This is a genomic window from Flammeovirga sp. SubArs3, assembly GCF_947387565.1.
Lineage (GTDB): Bacteria > Bacteroidota > Bacteroidia > Cytophagales > Flammeovirgaceae > Flammeovirga > Flammeovirga agarivorans.
Window position 1 is genome coordinate 285,106 of the sequence record NZ_CANDOA010000006.1, and the last position, 16,529, is coordinate 301,634.

Consider the following 16,529-nt stretch of genomic DNA (forward strand, 5'->3'; position numbering starts at 1 on the left):
TTCCATTTAGTTTGAAGAACATGGACTACAGTAATTTAAATGAGCTTTCATATTTGCTGGTCCTGAGATATGGATTTGTTTACCTTTTTCACAAGCTTCTTTAGTAGTATAAGTTTGCTTTGTATAATCACAAACTGATTGATTGCCACTATACTTCGCATGTGATGGATGCTTACAACAATATGACCACTTCTTATTTTGTAGATTATCCACAGACTTAGAGCCAAAAGACATTGACGTTAATGCCAAAATTGTTAAGCTAGAGATTAATACTATTTGAGATTTCATAATTCATGTTTTAAGTTGAAAATCAATGGTAAATATGAAAAATGTGTGCCGTTGTAAAACAGGGTTAATACAACCTATTATTCTTTATATTGTACTCAAAAAATGATTTAAATATCCATATATTGATTTAATTATCAGTTTGAAAAATGATTTTATTTATTATATAGGTAACAATCTCGATTAAAGGTTACTTACCAAATATTATCGAGATTTATATTAATATCACAATGCAATTATGTTACTTTGTTGTAGTAAAAGTTTTGATGCTTTCAATTAAAAATGAGAATTCTCAATAGTATCTTTAATTAATATTTATTAAATAATTTTCATTTCTTAACACAAAAAGGAATTGATATATTTAAATCTTACTTAAAGAAACACAAACGCTGTTCATATTAAAATCTTTATCTATACAAATGAATTTCAACTATACCTATTTAATGAGGCAGTATTTATACTGTATTGTAACACTGTGTACTATTATACTTGGTGTTTCTCAAGAAACTTTTGCACAAGAGTTCCCTGATCCAATAGAAGTATACAGACATACCTTACAACAAAAGAACGAAGTAAAATTAAGGTCAAGAACCTTTTCAAATTCTTTTCATATTGACTCCACCTTTACTATTAAAAGTGATTCAACCCCATCCTATAAATCATATCATAAATATGATAATCATGGTAATTTAATTGAAGAAACTCGATATCGTTGGAAAAACTATGAATGGGAAGGTTATTTTAAACAAAAAAAAGAATATGACCATGATGGCAGAATTACTGAATATCTAAATTATTCATGGATTAATTATCAGTGGGAACTAAGCACAAAGCAAAAATATGAATATGTCGAGGGGACTATCTTTATTTCAAAGATTTCTTATTTTTTACCGAATAATACTAAGGATGATTGGTATTTAGATTCTTATATTGACTATGTTTTTGATCAAAATCTACTTTTGGATGAAATTCATTATTTTAGATTAGAGAATAATAACTTCGATTTTTATCAAAAAGTGGTTTATAGTTATTTTGGAGATAATGAAGTAGAATATGTCAACTATATAAAGGCGGGAAATAATTGGGATCCTGAATTGAAAGTAACTTATCAATATATTGATGATGAAACTTATCAATTTAATTATAGTATGACTCATTATTTTGAAAATAATCAATGGAAGTTAATGTCAGAAGTTAGGTATGAATATGATGAATTTAATAATAATACTTCATTACTTTTTTATGGGGAAGGCAGAGTGCCTCAATCCTTACAAACCTATACTTACGACAACCTTAATAATAAAACAAAGTACCTCTCCCAATATTGGGATGTATCAAAAAGTGAGTGGTTAAATTCAAGAAGAGAAGATTACATTTATAATGATAATCAATACATAGATCATGAAATTGAGTATACTTGGAAAAATTCATCATGGTCTTTTTATGAAAAAATCTACAATTTTTCTAATGATCCCTCACAAAAATTCTTTGATATTATTCCTAGTCAGCAAGGATTTAAAAGTGGTGACAATGAAAAATTAATGACTATTCAAAAAGGTAATTTTAATAATACAGAGTGGTTATACAAGGATAAGAATACAGGGGCGTTTATTTCATTTTCACCAAAACAAGTAGAACAATATATAGCACCAGGTCTTTTATTTGAAGGAGAAAAGGATATCGTTTTTACTTACGATTTAGAAGGAGAAAAGATCACTTCAAACCAAAGTCATGTGTTGGTCGCTGGAATTAGTTTCACTCCATTTGAAAATATCGTTTTAGACAAAGATCAAGTGGGACCTACACTTACTGCTACTTGTAGCAATAGTGAAGCTGACATTAAATGGTATTATGGAGAAAATTCCGAAGGTCCATTTAGTAATTATTTATCTTCTTCAAATCCTTATAATGTAAAGTTTTATTATCCAGGGAAGTTTTATCTAATAGCAAAAGCTGAAATTGAAGAGGTAGAGATAAATAGTAATTCTATACAAGTAGAGGTAATTGGAAATAGATTGAATACTAGTAATAAACATTTCTATATTCAAGATGAAACGGAACCAATTGAAGTATTTGAGTATCCAAATGCCACATCTAGGGAATGGAGATATAGATTAGATGATAACGATAATTGGAAATCTTTTGATACCCCTCAAACTAGCGAAACATTTAATCCCGAATATCTTTGGACAGGTGAATATCAGTTAGCTTGTTTTTCTACTATAAATGATAAAATTTATCAGACAGAAGATATCACTATTACTTTTACATCTAAATCTGTAATCAGTCCTATATATCAAAAAGTAGATGTTAATGAGGTTGGGGATACATATAAAATTACAGAATCACCGACAGCAAATTATAGATACTGGTATTATTCAACAAAAGAAGATGGATCTTATATTTCTCTAGGAAAAAAGGATGAATATGCTCCATTATTTTCTGAACCTGGAAAATATTACATAAAGAGTAGAAATTATTGGAATAGCTTTAGTGATTATGGGAATATTGTTGAGGTTGAAGTATTTGGGAATGCTATAGATAACTCAATAACTACATCAATTCTAGTCAATAGTACCGAACAAATCCTTGAGGTTTCAGAATATCCTATAGCAAATCAAAGAGAATGGTTTTTTAGATTAAAAGGTGAAATATATTGGAACTCTTTTCAAATACCACAAACTAATTCATCGTTAGTATTGAATTTTAATGATGCTGGTAGTTATGAGTTAATCTGTAAATCCAATATTGAAAACAAAGAATATACATCTAATATTGTTTCTATCGATGTGATTCAACCAGTAATTATTACTAATCATGAAGATCAAATCATCGATGTTAATACTTTAGGTACTTTATTAGAAGTTGAAGAACAAACAAGTTCAAAAAGAAGGGAATGGTGGGCAGAAAATCTAGAAGGGACAAAAATAAATCTACAATCCTCTGAACTCAATTATTCTCCATTCTTTTCAGAAATTGGTGAATATGAAATTTATGTCAAATCTTATTACGAAAACTCTACTTTTGAAAGTAATCGAGTATTGGTTAAAGTTTTAGGAAATGATATTGTAAATGAAGAAGTTCAATATACGATTATTAATGTACCAACTACAGAAGGCATTGCTGTCCAAGAAAAGGGTATTTATGAGAGTAGAGTTTGGAAGTATCAATTAGAAAATACAAACCTATGGTCATCATTTGAAAACAGTAATCAAATAATATATCCTGAATTTGCGAACTCCGGAACTTATCAAATAGCATGTTTCTCAACTTTAGGTAATAAATTGTATATCTCAGATACTGTAAAAGTTATAGTAGTAGATCAACCCAAAATAACACCTAATGAATTACAAAATATTGAGGTTAGAGAAAGAGGGAATGAGTTAAGTATTTTAGAATCTTATCCCTCATCATCAAAAAAATGGTATTATTCAGATAGAATTGAAGGACCTTATACAGATTATGTATCTGGTTCACCAACATATGCACCTTATTTTTATCAAGCAGGTAATTTCTTTATACTTTGTAAAGTTAAATATGGTGATTTAGAATTAAATTCGGATACGGTTCAAGTTAGGGTGAATGGGGTAGGTTTAACACATTCTTATTCTATTTATTCTTATAAAGATAGCTTAACAGGTAGTATCGGTGTAACTGAATACCCAATTGCAGAAAGTAGAGAATGGAAATGGCAAGACTCCTCAAATAGTAAAAACCCATGGAATTCATTTGACACTCCAGAGACATCAATAACTTTAACACCTTATTTCGATCAGACAGGAAGATATAAAATTGCTTGTTTTTCTACTATTAATAGTCAGGAATTTATATCTGATTATGAATATGTGTATTCTGTAAATTCTGAAATTTATCCAAATATTGATCAGAATTTAAATATCAACGAAAAAGGTAATGAGCTAGAAATTATTAATCAAGGGTCTTCTTACACATATGAATGGCGCTTATACAAAGAAGGAGAAGAAAACGTTTTTGATATAGTCTCTACCTCATCTAAATATACCCCTCAAATTAATGCCTCAGGAATTTATTATGTAGAAGGGTTTTCAAAATTTTATAATCCAGATGTAGATGGAAATAGAGAATATTATTATATACCTGCAGGACGAATAAAAATTTCTATAATAGGTAATACTATTAAAAGGTTTGTACCGCAAACATTATTAAGAGAACAAGAAGGTAAAGAATTAAAGGTGACGGAATATCCAATAGCCGAACGTAGAGAGTGGAAATATAAGAAAAAAGGTGATTTAGACTGGATTTCATTTGAAGTTCCGGAGTATACAGAATTTTACACTCCTACATTTAAAGAGAAAGGTAATTATGTTGTTACATGTTTTTCATCAATTAATAATATTGAATATCAATCTAATGAAATTGATATTGATGTGATTGATTATTCTATCGTACCTAATACCAAACAAACTTTAGAACTAAATAAAACAGGTGAGTTAATAGAGTTATTATCAAGTAAAACGACAGAAACGAGGTATTGGTACTATAATGATGTATCCACTGGTGAAAATGTTTATTTAGGTAGTGAACTTAATTATCTCCCATTGTTTGATAGGACTGGTGAATTTGAAATATTTTGTTCTTCTGTTTTTGATGGACAAGAACATACTTCAAATAAGGTGGTTATCAATGTGATTGGAGTAGATGTTCAACAAGAAGAATATAAATTAGTAACCAAACAAAGTGGTCTAGCAGTATTTGCTAATGAAGTACCTGTAGCAACTTCTAGAGAATGGAAATATAGATTGAAAGGTGATAGTCAATGGTTATCTTTTAGTGATCTGGAATTAAATGAAGAGTATATACCATATTTTGAAAAAGCAGGTAATTATGAAGTAGCCTGTCACTCAGTTATTAACTCTGTTGAGATTGTTTCAAATATTCTTAGTTATTCAGTAAATGAAAATGAGATAACACCAAGAGAAGATCAACACTATATGTCTGGAGAGCAAGGTAAATTGCTATTAGTTAATGAAACAAATTCTCCAGATGAAAGAGGTTGGTATTATATAAATGACAATGAAGAAATTATTTATATAACAGATGAATTAGGCTATACACCAGAGTTTTCACAACCAGGAAAATACGAGGTATATTGTAATTCAACTTTTGGTAATTATACAACAAAGAGTAATTCAGTAAAAATAACTGTAATAGGACTTAGTATTGATGATCAATTGGAAGATACATTAGTAGTTCATCAAGAAGGTAAAGTAATATCTATTACAGAATACCCTACAGCAAGTACAAGAGAATGGAAATATAGGTTAAAAGGTAGTGAGACATGGTTATCTTTCATTGATATACAGACTGATTTTGAGTTAACTCCTATTTTTAATACTGTGGGTGATTATGAAATTACTTGCCATTCAATTATTCAGGAAGAAGTATTTATATCAGATCCTGTTCAATACTCAGTAAATGAGAATTATATTTCTCCAACAGAAGACCAACAATATGAGCAAGGTGAAGTAGGGAATAAATTAACTGTTAATGAGACTAACCATACTAATAAAAGAGAATGGTATTATACGGTAAAAGAGTCAGATGAAATAGTATTAATTTCTAATGCTGAAAGTTATATACCTGATTTTTCACAACCAGGAACATACGAGGTATATTGTAATTCAACTTTTGGTGCTTACACAACAAAGAGTAATACAGTAAATGTTACAGTAATTGGTCTTAGTATTGATGATCAAATAGAAGATACTCTAGTCATCAATCAAGAAGGTAAAGCAATATCTATAACTGAATTTCCAATAGCGAACTCTAGAGAATGGAAATATAGAGTGGTAGGTGATTTAGATTGGAACTCTTTTGAAAACCCGATTTTTGAGAATAAATTAAATCCAATTTTTTCTAAATCTGGAGATTATGAAATTACTTGCCATTCTTTAATAAACGGAACAGAGTTAGTATCAAATGTAGTAACTTATACAGTTAATGAAAATGAAATAACACCATCACATGATCAACAAATAATAAAAGGTGAAGCTGGCGAAATGCTTTCAGTTAATGAAACAAATATTGCTAGTGAAAGGGCTTGGTATTATACGACGGTTGATAGTGAGGAAGAGGTATATCTTTCAAATGAGACAAACATTATACCTTCATTTTCAAGTCCAGGGATTTATGAAATTTACTGCATTTCTTCATTTGGTAATTATAATATTACAAGTAATAAAGTAAATGTTACAGTAATTGGTCTTAGTATTGATGATCAATTAGAAGATACACTTGTTGTTAATCAGAAAGGTAAAATGATTTCAGTCAATGAGTATCCGAAGGCGACATCAAGAGAATGGAAATATAGAGAGGTTGGAACAATCCAATGGAACTCTTTTGATTTAAAAGAAACAGCAGAAACCTATTATCCAATATTTTATGATAAAGGCCAATATGAAATAATCTGTCATTCAATAATTAATAATGACCTTGTTGAATCTAATATTATTTCATATGTAGTAGCAAGCAATGCTGTATTTCCTGAAGAAACTCAAAATATCGAAAAAGACGAAGAAGGTAAGACTCTTTCTGTTGAGTTAAGTCATTCCTCATCTAATACTGAATGGTTCTATACTTCAACTACAGACCAAAAAGAAGTCTTTTTAACTGTAGGGGATTCATATCGACCACACTTTGAAAAAACTGGTGAATTTTATGTTTTTGCTAAGACAAAGTTCGGAGAGTATTGGACTGTAAGTAACTCGGTTTTAATAATTGTAGATGGTATTCATATTAAGGATAAAGTTGAAAATACTTTAGTAGTTGGTCAGGAAGGAAAACAAATTTCAGTTTCAGAATCTAAAGAAATGGTATCAAGGATGTGGTATACTAAGTTGTTCGGTTCCGATGTATGGGTTTCAACAGGAGTTTCATCAAAAGAATTTATTCCACTATTTGATCAATATGGTTCATATGAATTAAAGTGTATTTCAATGGATCATCAGAGAGAATTTGAATCAGAAATTGTTGTATATAATGTAGAGGCAAATGAAATACTATCAGCAGAAGAACAAGTGATTAAGGTAGGAGAAGAGGGGTCTGTAATTGAAATTTATGAAACTTCGGATCCAAAGTTAAGAGGATGGTACTACACTACAAGTAAGAATATCCAGAGTGAACAATTTATTCACTCAAATAAAACGTTAATGCCATTATTTGATAAAGCTGGGGAGTATTTTGTTTTTTGTAAATCTCAATTTGGTGATTATGAATATACAAGTGAGAAGGTGAAAATAATAGTTGAGGAAAATGTAACCTCCATTATTACTCCACCGTCATCAGATGCAATTATTTATCTTAATGGGAATTCAATTTATATTAAGAATTACAACCTATTAGATGCCTCACTCTATGATGTTTCTGGTAGACGAATTAACTATGATATCAATACTAAAACAAATCCAGGAACTATTGAGATAAGATTAAAATCTCAGGTAACAGGAATAATCATTATGAAATATACTGATGGTAATTCTATTGAATCAGTAAAATTATTAAAGGATTGAAATTAAAATTCAAAGGATAAAAAAGGATAAGTCAATACATAATTTGGCTTATCCTTTTTCTTTATTCCTACAATTAGATATTAGCGTTTATAAATTTGTAATTTTACTTATATAACTAATAAACCCCAACTCACTTCACAAATGATATTCCTATTCTTAATTCTATTGGTATTTTTTCTTCAAGAAAAAAGAAGTTGTATTAATGTAAACAATACTGTAAAAATTGAGTCGATATATTCCGGCAGTAGCTCTACTAGCAATCATTTTAAAAATCATGAAGTCATCATAAAAAAAGAGACAGAAGCATATTATCATTTTAATATGAAAGACGAAGAAAGTTTGATTTATAATGATAGTTATGTAGTTAAAATTTCATTTGAGAATAAAGAGCTGACTTATTATGACCTTTTGAAGAAAAGTCATCCAATTAAGTATAATTTACCTTTAGAGTTACTCATTAGTGATTTTTCTGATTTTAGTATTGATAAAAGCAATAAGGTTTTCTTCAAAAAATATGATGCTGAATTAAACTGTATTTCGATCTTATGCATTGATGATTTTTCTTTACGAACGAGTAAAATATTAAATAAAGGAGATGGCTTTTGTTCTATCGTTTCTGAAGAGGGTATTGTCTTTATATTAGATGATCAATACAATAAAATCGAGTTACATTAAATTAAGATGTTCTTCTACAGGTGTTCACCTGAAAATACTACATAAACTTAAAAACGATTTTAGTTAATAAATATTCTAATCAACTAACTAACATAGGAATAGATTTACTTAAAAATTAAATAATTATGAATTGGTTTGTTCTGAGTAACGGTTGTCCTATATTCGGGGCAAATTTCAATCGAGCCAATAATTTTTCGGAACAAACAAACACCCAATGCCATATTTTATTGGACTATCGATAAATGTAACTTTTTTACTTAAATCATTAAATTTTCTCAATTGCTTTACAATGAAAAAACTTTTTACTCTTTTACTACTACATTCGGTTCTATTTTGTAGTACTCATGCTTACGCTCAAATCTTAGAAGACTTTGATGATGAAGTAGGACCAAACTTTACAAAAAATCACATAACTAGTACAGGTTTAAGACTCTTTATACCAGAAACTTGTTATTTTGGCTATACCCATGGTGCCTCTACTATAGGAGGTCATATATTTAATACCTCGGTTTTGATTGGATCTGCAAATAGTTCGGGTGATACAATAATTATAAAAGCTCCTGAAAGTAAACTTTTCACTAGTTTTGAAGGTGACTTTTATTATGCACATTCAGAAAATTCAAACCCAGCAATTTTTTTCTTATTCAAAAACGGTAAACGGGTTGGATCTTCTGTAAACCATGATTACAATACCTATCTTAGATTTATATCAACAGGCGCATTTGACGAAATACGATATTATATACCTTCAGGAGGCCTTATTTATTATGATAATTTTGAATTTGTTGTAGATGATATCTGTCTAGAGCCTTCATCAGAAGCAACAAATAGTGTTTTCGGTACTTCAACTATTAATTCATTAACATTAACGAGCTTTACAGCACCTAGCGGTGGAGCTGATGGTTATGTAGTTTTTATCAATACATCAAACAGTTTTGAAGCACCTTCAGAAGGTTTAACTCCAACATCTAATACTCAATATAGTGGAGGTCAGCAAGCTGTTTATTATGGTGCATCTACAAGTCCTAATGTAACAGTTTCAGCGTTGGAACCTGGTACTACTTATTATTTTAAAGTGTATGCTTACAATGATTGTCATGGTACAAACACATATGAAAGTACCGGTCTATCTGCAAATGATATGACTGCCAAAAAAGCTTTAACAATCACTGGTTTATCAGCAGGAAACAAGATTTATGATGGTAATACAACTGCTATTATTAGTGGTACTCCTAGTTTATCAGGTGTCATTTCGGGTCATACTGTAACATTAGGAGGAACACCATCATATAATTTTACAAACTCTGTTATAGGTATAGATAAAACTATAAGTACTGTTGGATATTCTCTTTCAGGAACTGATGCAAGTAAGTATGTCCTTTTACAACCCACATTTTCAGCAGATATTACGACTAAGGAGTTGACAGTTGCTGATATCACGGCCGAAAACAAAGTTTATGATGGGAGTACTACTGCTTCTACAACTGGTACAGCAGCTTTAAGTGGTGTGGTTGAAAATGATCAGGTAACGTTAGGTGGTACACCTACATTCACTTTCGCTAGTGCGGATGTAGCTTCAAGCATATCAATTAGTACTTCAGGATATTCAATCTCTGGTAATGATGCCAGTAACTATAGCTTAACTCAACCAACACTCTCAGCGGATATTACCACTAAAGAATTGACGGTTGTTGATTTATCGGCTGAGAATAAAGTCTACGATGGTATTGCCACAGCTTCAACAACTGGAACAGCTGCTTTAGAAGGATTGATGTCAAATGATGAAGTGACACTTGGTGGAACTCCATCATTTACTTTTGCAAGTACAGGAGTTGGTTCAGACATTACAGTAAACACTTCAGGATATTCAATTTCAGGGAACGATGCAAGTAACTACAGTTTATCACAACCTGTACTTTCAGCAGATATTTCTGCTAAGGAATTAACGATTTCAGGTCTAACTGCAGAGAACAAAGAATTCGATGACAATACTGAAGCAACAGTATCAGGTACTCCTGTTTTAGAAGGGGCTATCTCAGGAGATGATGTTACTCTTGGTGGAACTCCTGAATATACATTTGCAAGTGCTGATGTAGGTGCAGATATTGAAATCACAACCAAAGGTTATTCTATCTCAGGTGATGATGCTGATAATTATAATTTAATTCAACCAACATTTATTGCAAACATCACAACGGTATTATCGGCTGATGAGAGCTCTTTAGTTGATCATATTTTAATTTATCCAAATCCAACAACAGGAACGGTATCTATCAAATATGATTTGAATGATGCACTTTCTCTAAGAGTATTTAATTCTTCTGGACAACAAATTAAAAGTGAAACTATTTTAAGTAGCTTTTATCAATTTGAACTAATAGGATCTTCTGGAATGTACTTTATAGAACTAATTGATAGAGAAGAAAATAAAGCTAATTTCAAAATTGTTAAAAGATAATTTAGAGGTTGAAAACCTTATTAAATAATTAACGAAGCCATCTTTTATTATACTTAATAAAAGATGGCTTTTTTACTTTAAATAATAGTTCATTAGAAATTGTGATAAACTATTGAATTAACGTTGATGAACATAAAGTATTTTAAATCAATCTTTTGCGAACAATTTTTATATTGCATTACCCAAAAACTAGTTGCTTGCCAAAATGTGCACATCAGATGCCAAAATGTTTAAGCGTAAAACACCCAATACTAGCGACCTTTGTAAGGTAAAATTTATAAAAACTAAATAGAAATAATCATGGCTAATCAATTTGGTAAAAAAGGATGGACTCCAGAACGAATCAACAACTTAGAAGGTAAAACTTTTGTAATCACCGGAGGAAACGGAGGTGCTGGTTTTGAAGCAACAAAAATTCTTCTGAGCAAAGGAGCAGAGGTAGTGATGCTTAACCGTAGTGCAGCCAAATCTGAAAAAGCTATTGATGACCTGAAAATACTATTTGGTAAAGCTGCAAAGGTTTCTTTTATCGTAATGGATTTGGCAAACTTAGATTCTGTTCGAAAAGCAGCAGAAGCGGTCAATAAAACAATACCTAAAATTGATGCCTTAATGTGTAATGCAGCTGTGGCTCAAGTTGCCAAACAAGAAATTACAGTAGATGGTTTTGAAAGTCAGTTAGGGACCAATCATTATGGACACTTTTTATTAAATAACTTACTTTTTGATAAGATTGAAGCATCAAATGGTAGGATTGTAGTAGTGGCTAGTGAGGGGTATAAAATGGGAATCAAAACCATTCAATTTGACGACATGAATTGGGACAAGAATTATGAGGCCAACGCAGTATATTCTCAAAGTAAATTGGCTCAGATGATGTTCGCTTATGAGTTACAAGATCATATAAAAAGAGCAAATAAAAATGTTGGTGTTTATGTTTGTCACCCTGGTGCATCAAAAACCTCTCTAATTAAAAAAGATGCTCCGCTGATTACAAGAATTTCATGGGCAATATTAGCAGCCTCTCCTTTGGTACAATCGGCAGAAAAAGGTGCTTATCCGGAATTGATGTGTGCTACCGAAGAAAACTTAAAACAAAAAGCTTTTTATGGTCCTACAGGTATGAACTACTGGACAGGCCCGGTGGGAGAATGTAAATTGGAACCTCATGCATTAGATAAAGAAGTGATGACAAAATTATGGACTTTATCAGAAAAAGAGACAAATTGTAAGTGGAACTTCTAAACATATTCTATACAAATTAAAATAGTAATACAATGGATATATTAAAAGCAGCAACGGATTGGGGAAGAGCAGAAGCATTTTCGATTTCATTTTTCATTCTTTTCGGTATCTTATTTATCATTACAGGACTTGGTTTTTGGCAGTTGGGAAAAACTGAATTTGCCAGAGCATTTATTTACCCTGTGTCGATAGCTGGGATATTTCTTCTAGCATCTGGATTTGGGTTGTTTTTCTCTAATAAAGCGAGAGTTGGTGAATTTGAAACTGCTTATCAACAAGATGCTTCTTCTTTTGTAGCTTCAGAGATAGAGCGAGTAGATAAAACAATCGCTACTTACCAGACAGCTGCTTTTAAAGTATTTCCAGCCATTGCAATATTAGGGGCATTGATGGTGATGTTTATGCAGAAACCAGTATGGCAAGCGACTGGTGTGGCTGTTATGGCAACAATGATTGTATTTACTGTTATTGATAGTAACGCAAAATCAAGGTTGGAAAATTATAAAATAGAGTTAGACTCTTTTGTTGCTAATCAAAAATAAGATGGAAAATATCGTTTTCAATAACATCACAGAATTCAATAAGGCTCAAGACTTACCTGCACCTGAAAACCCACTTTTTACTGTTGGTTGTAAGGTGTTAAGTGAGGATGAAATCCAGAATTGCGTTTCTTCTCAAACAGAAGTAAGTTATACTAACCAATTCTATATTATCAGTCTTAAAAATATAGTATCAGGAGAGTTAATTTATGGAAGAACAAAATATGATAGCGAAACAGGAACAATGTTCTTCTCCTCACCGAATCAAACCTATACCATAAAAGACATTATTGTGAGTTCTGAGTCTTGGTTTATAGCCTTTCATGAGGATTTTATATCAGGTACAAATGTTAGAAAACTAATCAAGAATTATAACTTCTTTAATTATAATGTAAATGAGGCATTGCATCTTTCTCCGAAGGAGGAAAATATAATTAAAACCATTTTTAAGACCATAGAAACAGAGTATCAAAATAATCAGGATGAGTTTAGTAAGGATATTATTTTGACACATTTAGAGGCTTTATTAAAGTATGCCGATCGTTTTTATAAACGTCAGTTCTTAAACCGAAAAGAGATCAATAAAGCCTTATTTACTCGTTTTAAAGACATCTTAGATGACTATTTCGAATCCAACTTGTTAGAAGAAAATGGGATTCCAACTGCAGAATGGATGGCCAACAAATTAGGTGTCAGTCATCGTTATATGCGAGATACCATTAAAACAGAGACAGGAAAAACAGCTGTAGATCAAATCAATTTATATTTAGTGGAAGAAGCTAAAAATTTACTCCTCGGAACGAATGCTTCTATTTCTGAAATTGCCTATAAATTAGGGTTTGAATATCCTCAGTATTTTTCCCGATTATTTAAGAAAAAAACAGGATTAAGTCCTAAAGAATATATTGAATCTGCTACTATGAATTAGTATTTTCTTCTTAAGAAAATTATTAAGATCTTAAAAAAAATAAAGCATAGCTTGGAATAAATCCTGATATGGAAAAACTCTTAAAGCAGGATAAAAAGGGAAAGCTCAAAAGTTATATTGAGCAAAAATATTAAACAAGGACAACTCTACTCACTAATTCAAAATGGGTAGAGTTTTTTTATCTTTACTCATTCTTTATAAATTCTAAAATCTTTATCCTATTTAAAACACTTTATCATTCTCTATTGTAAATAAATGAATATTGAATAATTGTTTAGATTTGTTTTTCGTAAGTCTTTTATGGCTTACCTAACAAACAACCAAAACTTAAAAACATCTTATGTCAAACTGGTATGAAGCAATCAGTGAAAAAACTGATTACATTTTACAAGAAATATATCAACACCCTTTCATCAAAGATCTAATGGGAGGTAAGCTATCGAAAGAAGTCTTTAATTTTTATATCAATCAAGATTCTATCTATTTGGCTGAATATAAAAAGATACTTGCTGAAACAGGAATCAGATGTGAGGATGATCAGGATACACAGTTTTTCTTAGGTGCTGCAACAGGGATCATTCATGTAGAAGATGCTTTGCATGAGAACTTCTTAACAGGTGAACAAAGAACGACTCAAGCTTCTCCTACTTGTGAATTATATATCAGTTACCTTTCGAGAATTGTACATACAAAATCATTAGAAGAAGGTCTGGCTGCAGTACTTCCTTGTTTTACAATTTACAAAGAAGTGGGGGATTATATTCTTGCCAATCAAAGTAATAAAGGAGAAAATCCATATCAAGATTGGATCAATACTTATGGTGGGGAAGAGTTTGCCAACTCAGTAAAGAAAGCAATTGATATTACCAATAAATTAGCAAGTAAAGCTTCTCCAGAAAGAATTGAAAAAATGAATGAAGCGTTTGAAAAAGCCTCAAAATTGGAATGGATGTTTTGGGATAGTGCATACAAACAAGAAGCATGGAAAGTATAAAAACAACTTATAAAAGTGTATTGACTATTGCAGGAAGTGATTCTGGTGGTTGTGCAGGAATCCAAGCCGACATCAAAAGTATTTCGGCTTGTGGAGCCTATGCTGCTAGTGTGATTACAGCGACAACAGCTCAAAATACACAAGGAGTTACCGATATTTTTGCTCTTCCTGTTGCTCATCTAGAAAAGCAACTAGAAGCGGTATTAAGTGATATTGATTTTAGTGCTATCAAAATTGGTATGCTTCATTCTTGTGAAGTAATTGAAACAATTGCTACAAAACTTAGGGAATATAATATTCGAAACATTGTTTTAGATCCTGTTATGGTGGCGACTTCTGGAGATATTTTAATTACAGAAGATGCTATAGAATGTTTAAAACAACTGTTCCCCAAAGTTACAGTGATCACTCCCAATCACAAAGAAGCTGAATTGTTGATTGGTCATGCTATTGATCAACATAACGTTGAAGCCACTGCCAAAGAAATTGGATTACAATTTAAAACTTCCGTCTTGCTGAAAGGTGGGCACTTTGAAACTGATGAAATGCACGATGTGCTTTTTGAATTTCCGACAGACAAAACAACAGTCATTAAAAACCCCAGAGTAGATACAAACAATACTCACGGCACTGGCTGTAGCTTATCATCAAGTATTGCAACTTTCCTTGGAAAAGGTGAAGGTTTAGAAAGCGCTGTGAAGAAAGGCTGTAGTTATGTCAATAATGCTATTACAGAAGGAAAAGATAAGGTATTAGGGAAAGGAAATGGTCCGATTAACCATTTTGGAATCTAAGGGATGAGATAAAATTCTTGTGCATCATAGGTTCAACTATGGTGCACTATTTTTTTAATGTATTTTATCATAAACTAGAACTATTACTTCTCAAATCATTCGGGCTATAACCAAACTGTTTTTTGAAAGTGCGACTAAGATGTGATGCACTATGAAAACCCAATTCATTACTTACTTCAAAAACGGATTTTGTTGTGTATTTAAATAACCGGTTGGCCTCTTCCAAACGGTGTTGATTAAAGAACTTAATGATAGGCATTCCAAAGACGGATTTAAATGCTCTTTGGAGTTTAGATTTACTGATATTATTATTTTCACTGATCGTTTCAAGATTGGGTAAAAAGGAGTAATCAGATAAAATCTGTTCTTTGATATTGAGCATTAATGAAAAATCATCTGGATGGATTTTATTATTAGTTAGAATGCTAGAATCATTCTCAATTAGTACTATCAATCTAGCGATAATCTCATAGGCTCTTGCATAAAAGATTGATCTATTTAACCTCACATCTGTCCTTTCTACAAAAGAATTTCGGACAAGCGATTCAATTTCCGGTGAAAGTCTGTGGTAAAAAAACCAATCTTTTTCCTCTTTTAGCCTCCTGAAAAATTTATCATTTTGTTTTTCAGACGTTTTCCAATCATCAATCAATTCTAATGGAACTCTAATAGACATCCATCGGATCGTTTTATTGCTTGGGAAAGTTAAATTATAAGGGCGGTTAGCATCATAAATAGAGATTCCTTCGGTATTACCCGTATTTGGTGAGTGACCTAACATATCTCCATAAAAACCAATACGAATAGCCACAATTCGCTCTTTATTTTTCGGTGAATTTATTATTTCAATTGGGACTTTTACATTGAAGTCGGCCATAACTATAACAATACCACTTTGATAAGTATGTGCATAAAAGTTTCCATGCCCCATCTCATTATCAAATGAATATTTTGATCCATCCCAGGTTCCACCATATTTTTTGCTAAACTCGCTGTAGAATGCTTGTGGATTTATTTCATCTTCAATCCTGAGTACTAATGTTGGTTTATCCATTAATGCTACC

10 protein-coding genes are annotated in these 16,529 nt (G+C 31.2%); 8 read left to right on the forward strand and 2 right to left on the reverse strand.

Features of this window, described 5'->3' with window-relative positions; all coding sequences use genetic code 11:
- Positions 1-6 precede the first annotated feature (6 nt).
- Positions 7-288 (reverse strand): hypothetical protein, encoded by a 282-nt coding sequence (locus QL232_RS18245; RefSeq protein ID WP_281615250.1) that lies wholly within the window; start codon positions 286-288, stop codon positions 7-9.
- Between the two features lie 440 nt (positions 289-728).
- Here QL232_RS18245 and QL232_RS18250 point away from each other — a divergent pair, with 440 nt between their 5' ends.
- The 8 genes from QL232_RS18250 to thiD all read left to right on the forward strand — a co-directional run bounded on the left by QL232_RS18250 (position 729) and on the right by thiD (position 15,465).
- Entirely contained in the window at positions 729-7,832 is a 7,104-nt protein-coding gene (locus QL232_RS18250; RefSeq protein WP_281615251.1) for a hypothetical protein, read from the forward strand.
- Between the two features lie 321 nt (positions 7,833-8,153).
- Entirely contained in the window at positions 8,154-8,507 is a 354-nt protein-coding gene (locus QL232_RS18255; RefSeq protein ID WP_281615252.1) for a hypothetical protein, read from the forward strand.
- Positions 8,508-8,796: 289 nt separating this feature from the next.
- The gene (locus tag QL232_RS18260) at positions 8,797-10,965 is read left to right on the forward strand and encodes a YDG domain-containing protein (protein WP_281615253.1); all 2,169 of its coding nucleotides are present in this window, start codon (positions 8,797-8,799) and stop codon (positions 10,963-10,965) included.
- Positions 10,966-11,265: 300 nt separating this feature from the next.
- Complete coding sequence (locus QL232_RS18265) at positions 11,266-12,210, forward strand: SDR family oxidoreductase (protein ID WP_281615254.1); 945 nt, start codon at positions 11,266-11,268, stop codon at positions 12,208-12,210.
- Positions 12,211-12,242: 32 nt separating this feature from the next.
- Positions 12,243-12,752, forward strand: coding sequence for a hypothetical protein (locus tag QL232_RS18270; RefSeq protein ID WP_281615255.1), 510 nt, complete (start codon positions 12,243-12,245; stop codon positions 12,750-12,752).
- Between the two features lies 1 nt (position 12,753).
- A complete protein-coding gene (locus tag QL232_RS18275; RefSeq protein WP_281615256.1) occupies positions 12,754-13,677 on the forward strand; it encodes an AraC family transcriptional regulator in 924 nt (307 codons plus the stop codon).
- Positions 13,678-14,017: 340 nt separating this feature from the next.
- A complete protein-coding gene (tenA, locus tag QL232_RS18280) occupies positions 14,018-14,671 on the forward strand; it encodes a thiaminase II (RefSeq protein ID WP_281615257.1) in 654 nt (217 codons plus the stop codon).
- Entirely contained in the window at positions 14,659-15,465 is an 807-nt protein-coding gene (gene thiD / locus QL232_RS18285; RefSeq protein ID WP_281615258.1) for a bifunctional hydroxymethylpyrimidine kinase/phosphomethylpyrimidine kinase, read from the forward strand. The genes tenA and thiD overlap by 13 nt, the downstream gene beginning before the upstream one ends.
- A 67-nt stretch (positions 15,466-15,532) precedes the next feature.
- On the opposite strand, the gene QL232_RS18290 is transcribed toward thiD, so the two are convergent.
- Positions 15,533-16,519, reverse strand: coding sequence for a helix-turn-helix domain-containing protein (locus QL232_RS18290; protein WP_281615259.1), 987 nt, complete (start codon positions 16,517-16,519; stop codon positions 15,533-15,535).
- Between the last annotated feature and the right edge of the window lie 10 nt (positions 16,520-16,529).

What these genes read in the sequence shown, in the direction of transcription:
- QL232_RS18245 (WP_281615250.1), bottom strand. Translation starts at nt 288, where the DNA reads ATGAAATCTCAAATAGTATTAATCTCTAGCTTAACAATTTTGGCATTA.
- QL232_RS18250 (WP_281615251.1), top strand. Translation starts at nt 729, where the DNA reads ATGAGGCAGTATTTATACTGTATTGTAACACTGTGTACTATTATACTT.
- QL232_RS18255 (WP_281615252.1), top strand. Translation starts at nt 8,154, where the DNA reads ATGAAAGACGAAGAAAGTTTGATTTATAATGATAGTTATGTAGTTAAA.
- QL232_RS18260 (WP_281615253.1), top strand. Translation starts at nt 8,797, where the DNA reads ATGAAAAAACTTTTTACTCTTTTACTACTACATTCGGTTCTATTTTGT.
- QL232_RS18265 (WP_281615254.1), top strand. Translation starts at nt 11,266, where the DNA reads ATGGCTAATCAATTTGGTAAAAAAGGATGGACTCCAGAACGAATCAAC.
- QL232_RS18270 (WP_281615255.1), top strand. Translation starts at nt 12,243, where the DNA reads ATGGATATATTAAAAGCAGCAACGGATTGGGGAAGAGCAGAAGCATTT.
- QL232_RS18275 (WP_281615256.1), top strand. Translation starts at nt 12,754, where the DNA reads ATGGAAAATATCGTTTTCAATAACATCACAGAATTCAATAAGGCTCAA.
- tenA (WP_281615257.1), top strand. Translation starts at nt 14,018, where the DNA reads ATGTCAAACTGGTATGAAGCAATCAGTGAAAAAACTGATTACATTTTA.
- thiD (WP_281615258.1), top strand. Translation starts at nt 14,659, where the DNA reads ATGGAAAGTATAAAAACAACTTATAAAAGTGTATTGACTATTGCAGGA.
- QL232_RS18290 (WP_281615259.1), bottom strand. Translation starts at nt 16,519, where the DNA reads ATGGATAAACCAACATTAGTACTCAGGATTGAAGATGAAATAAATCCA.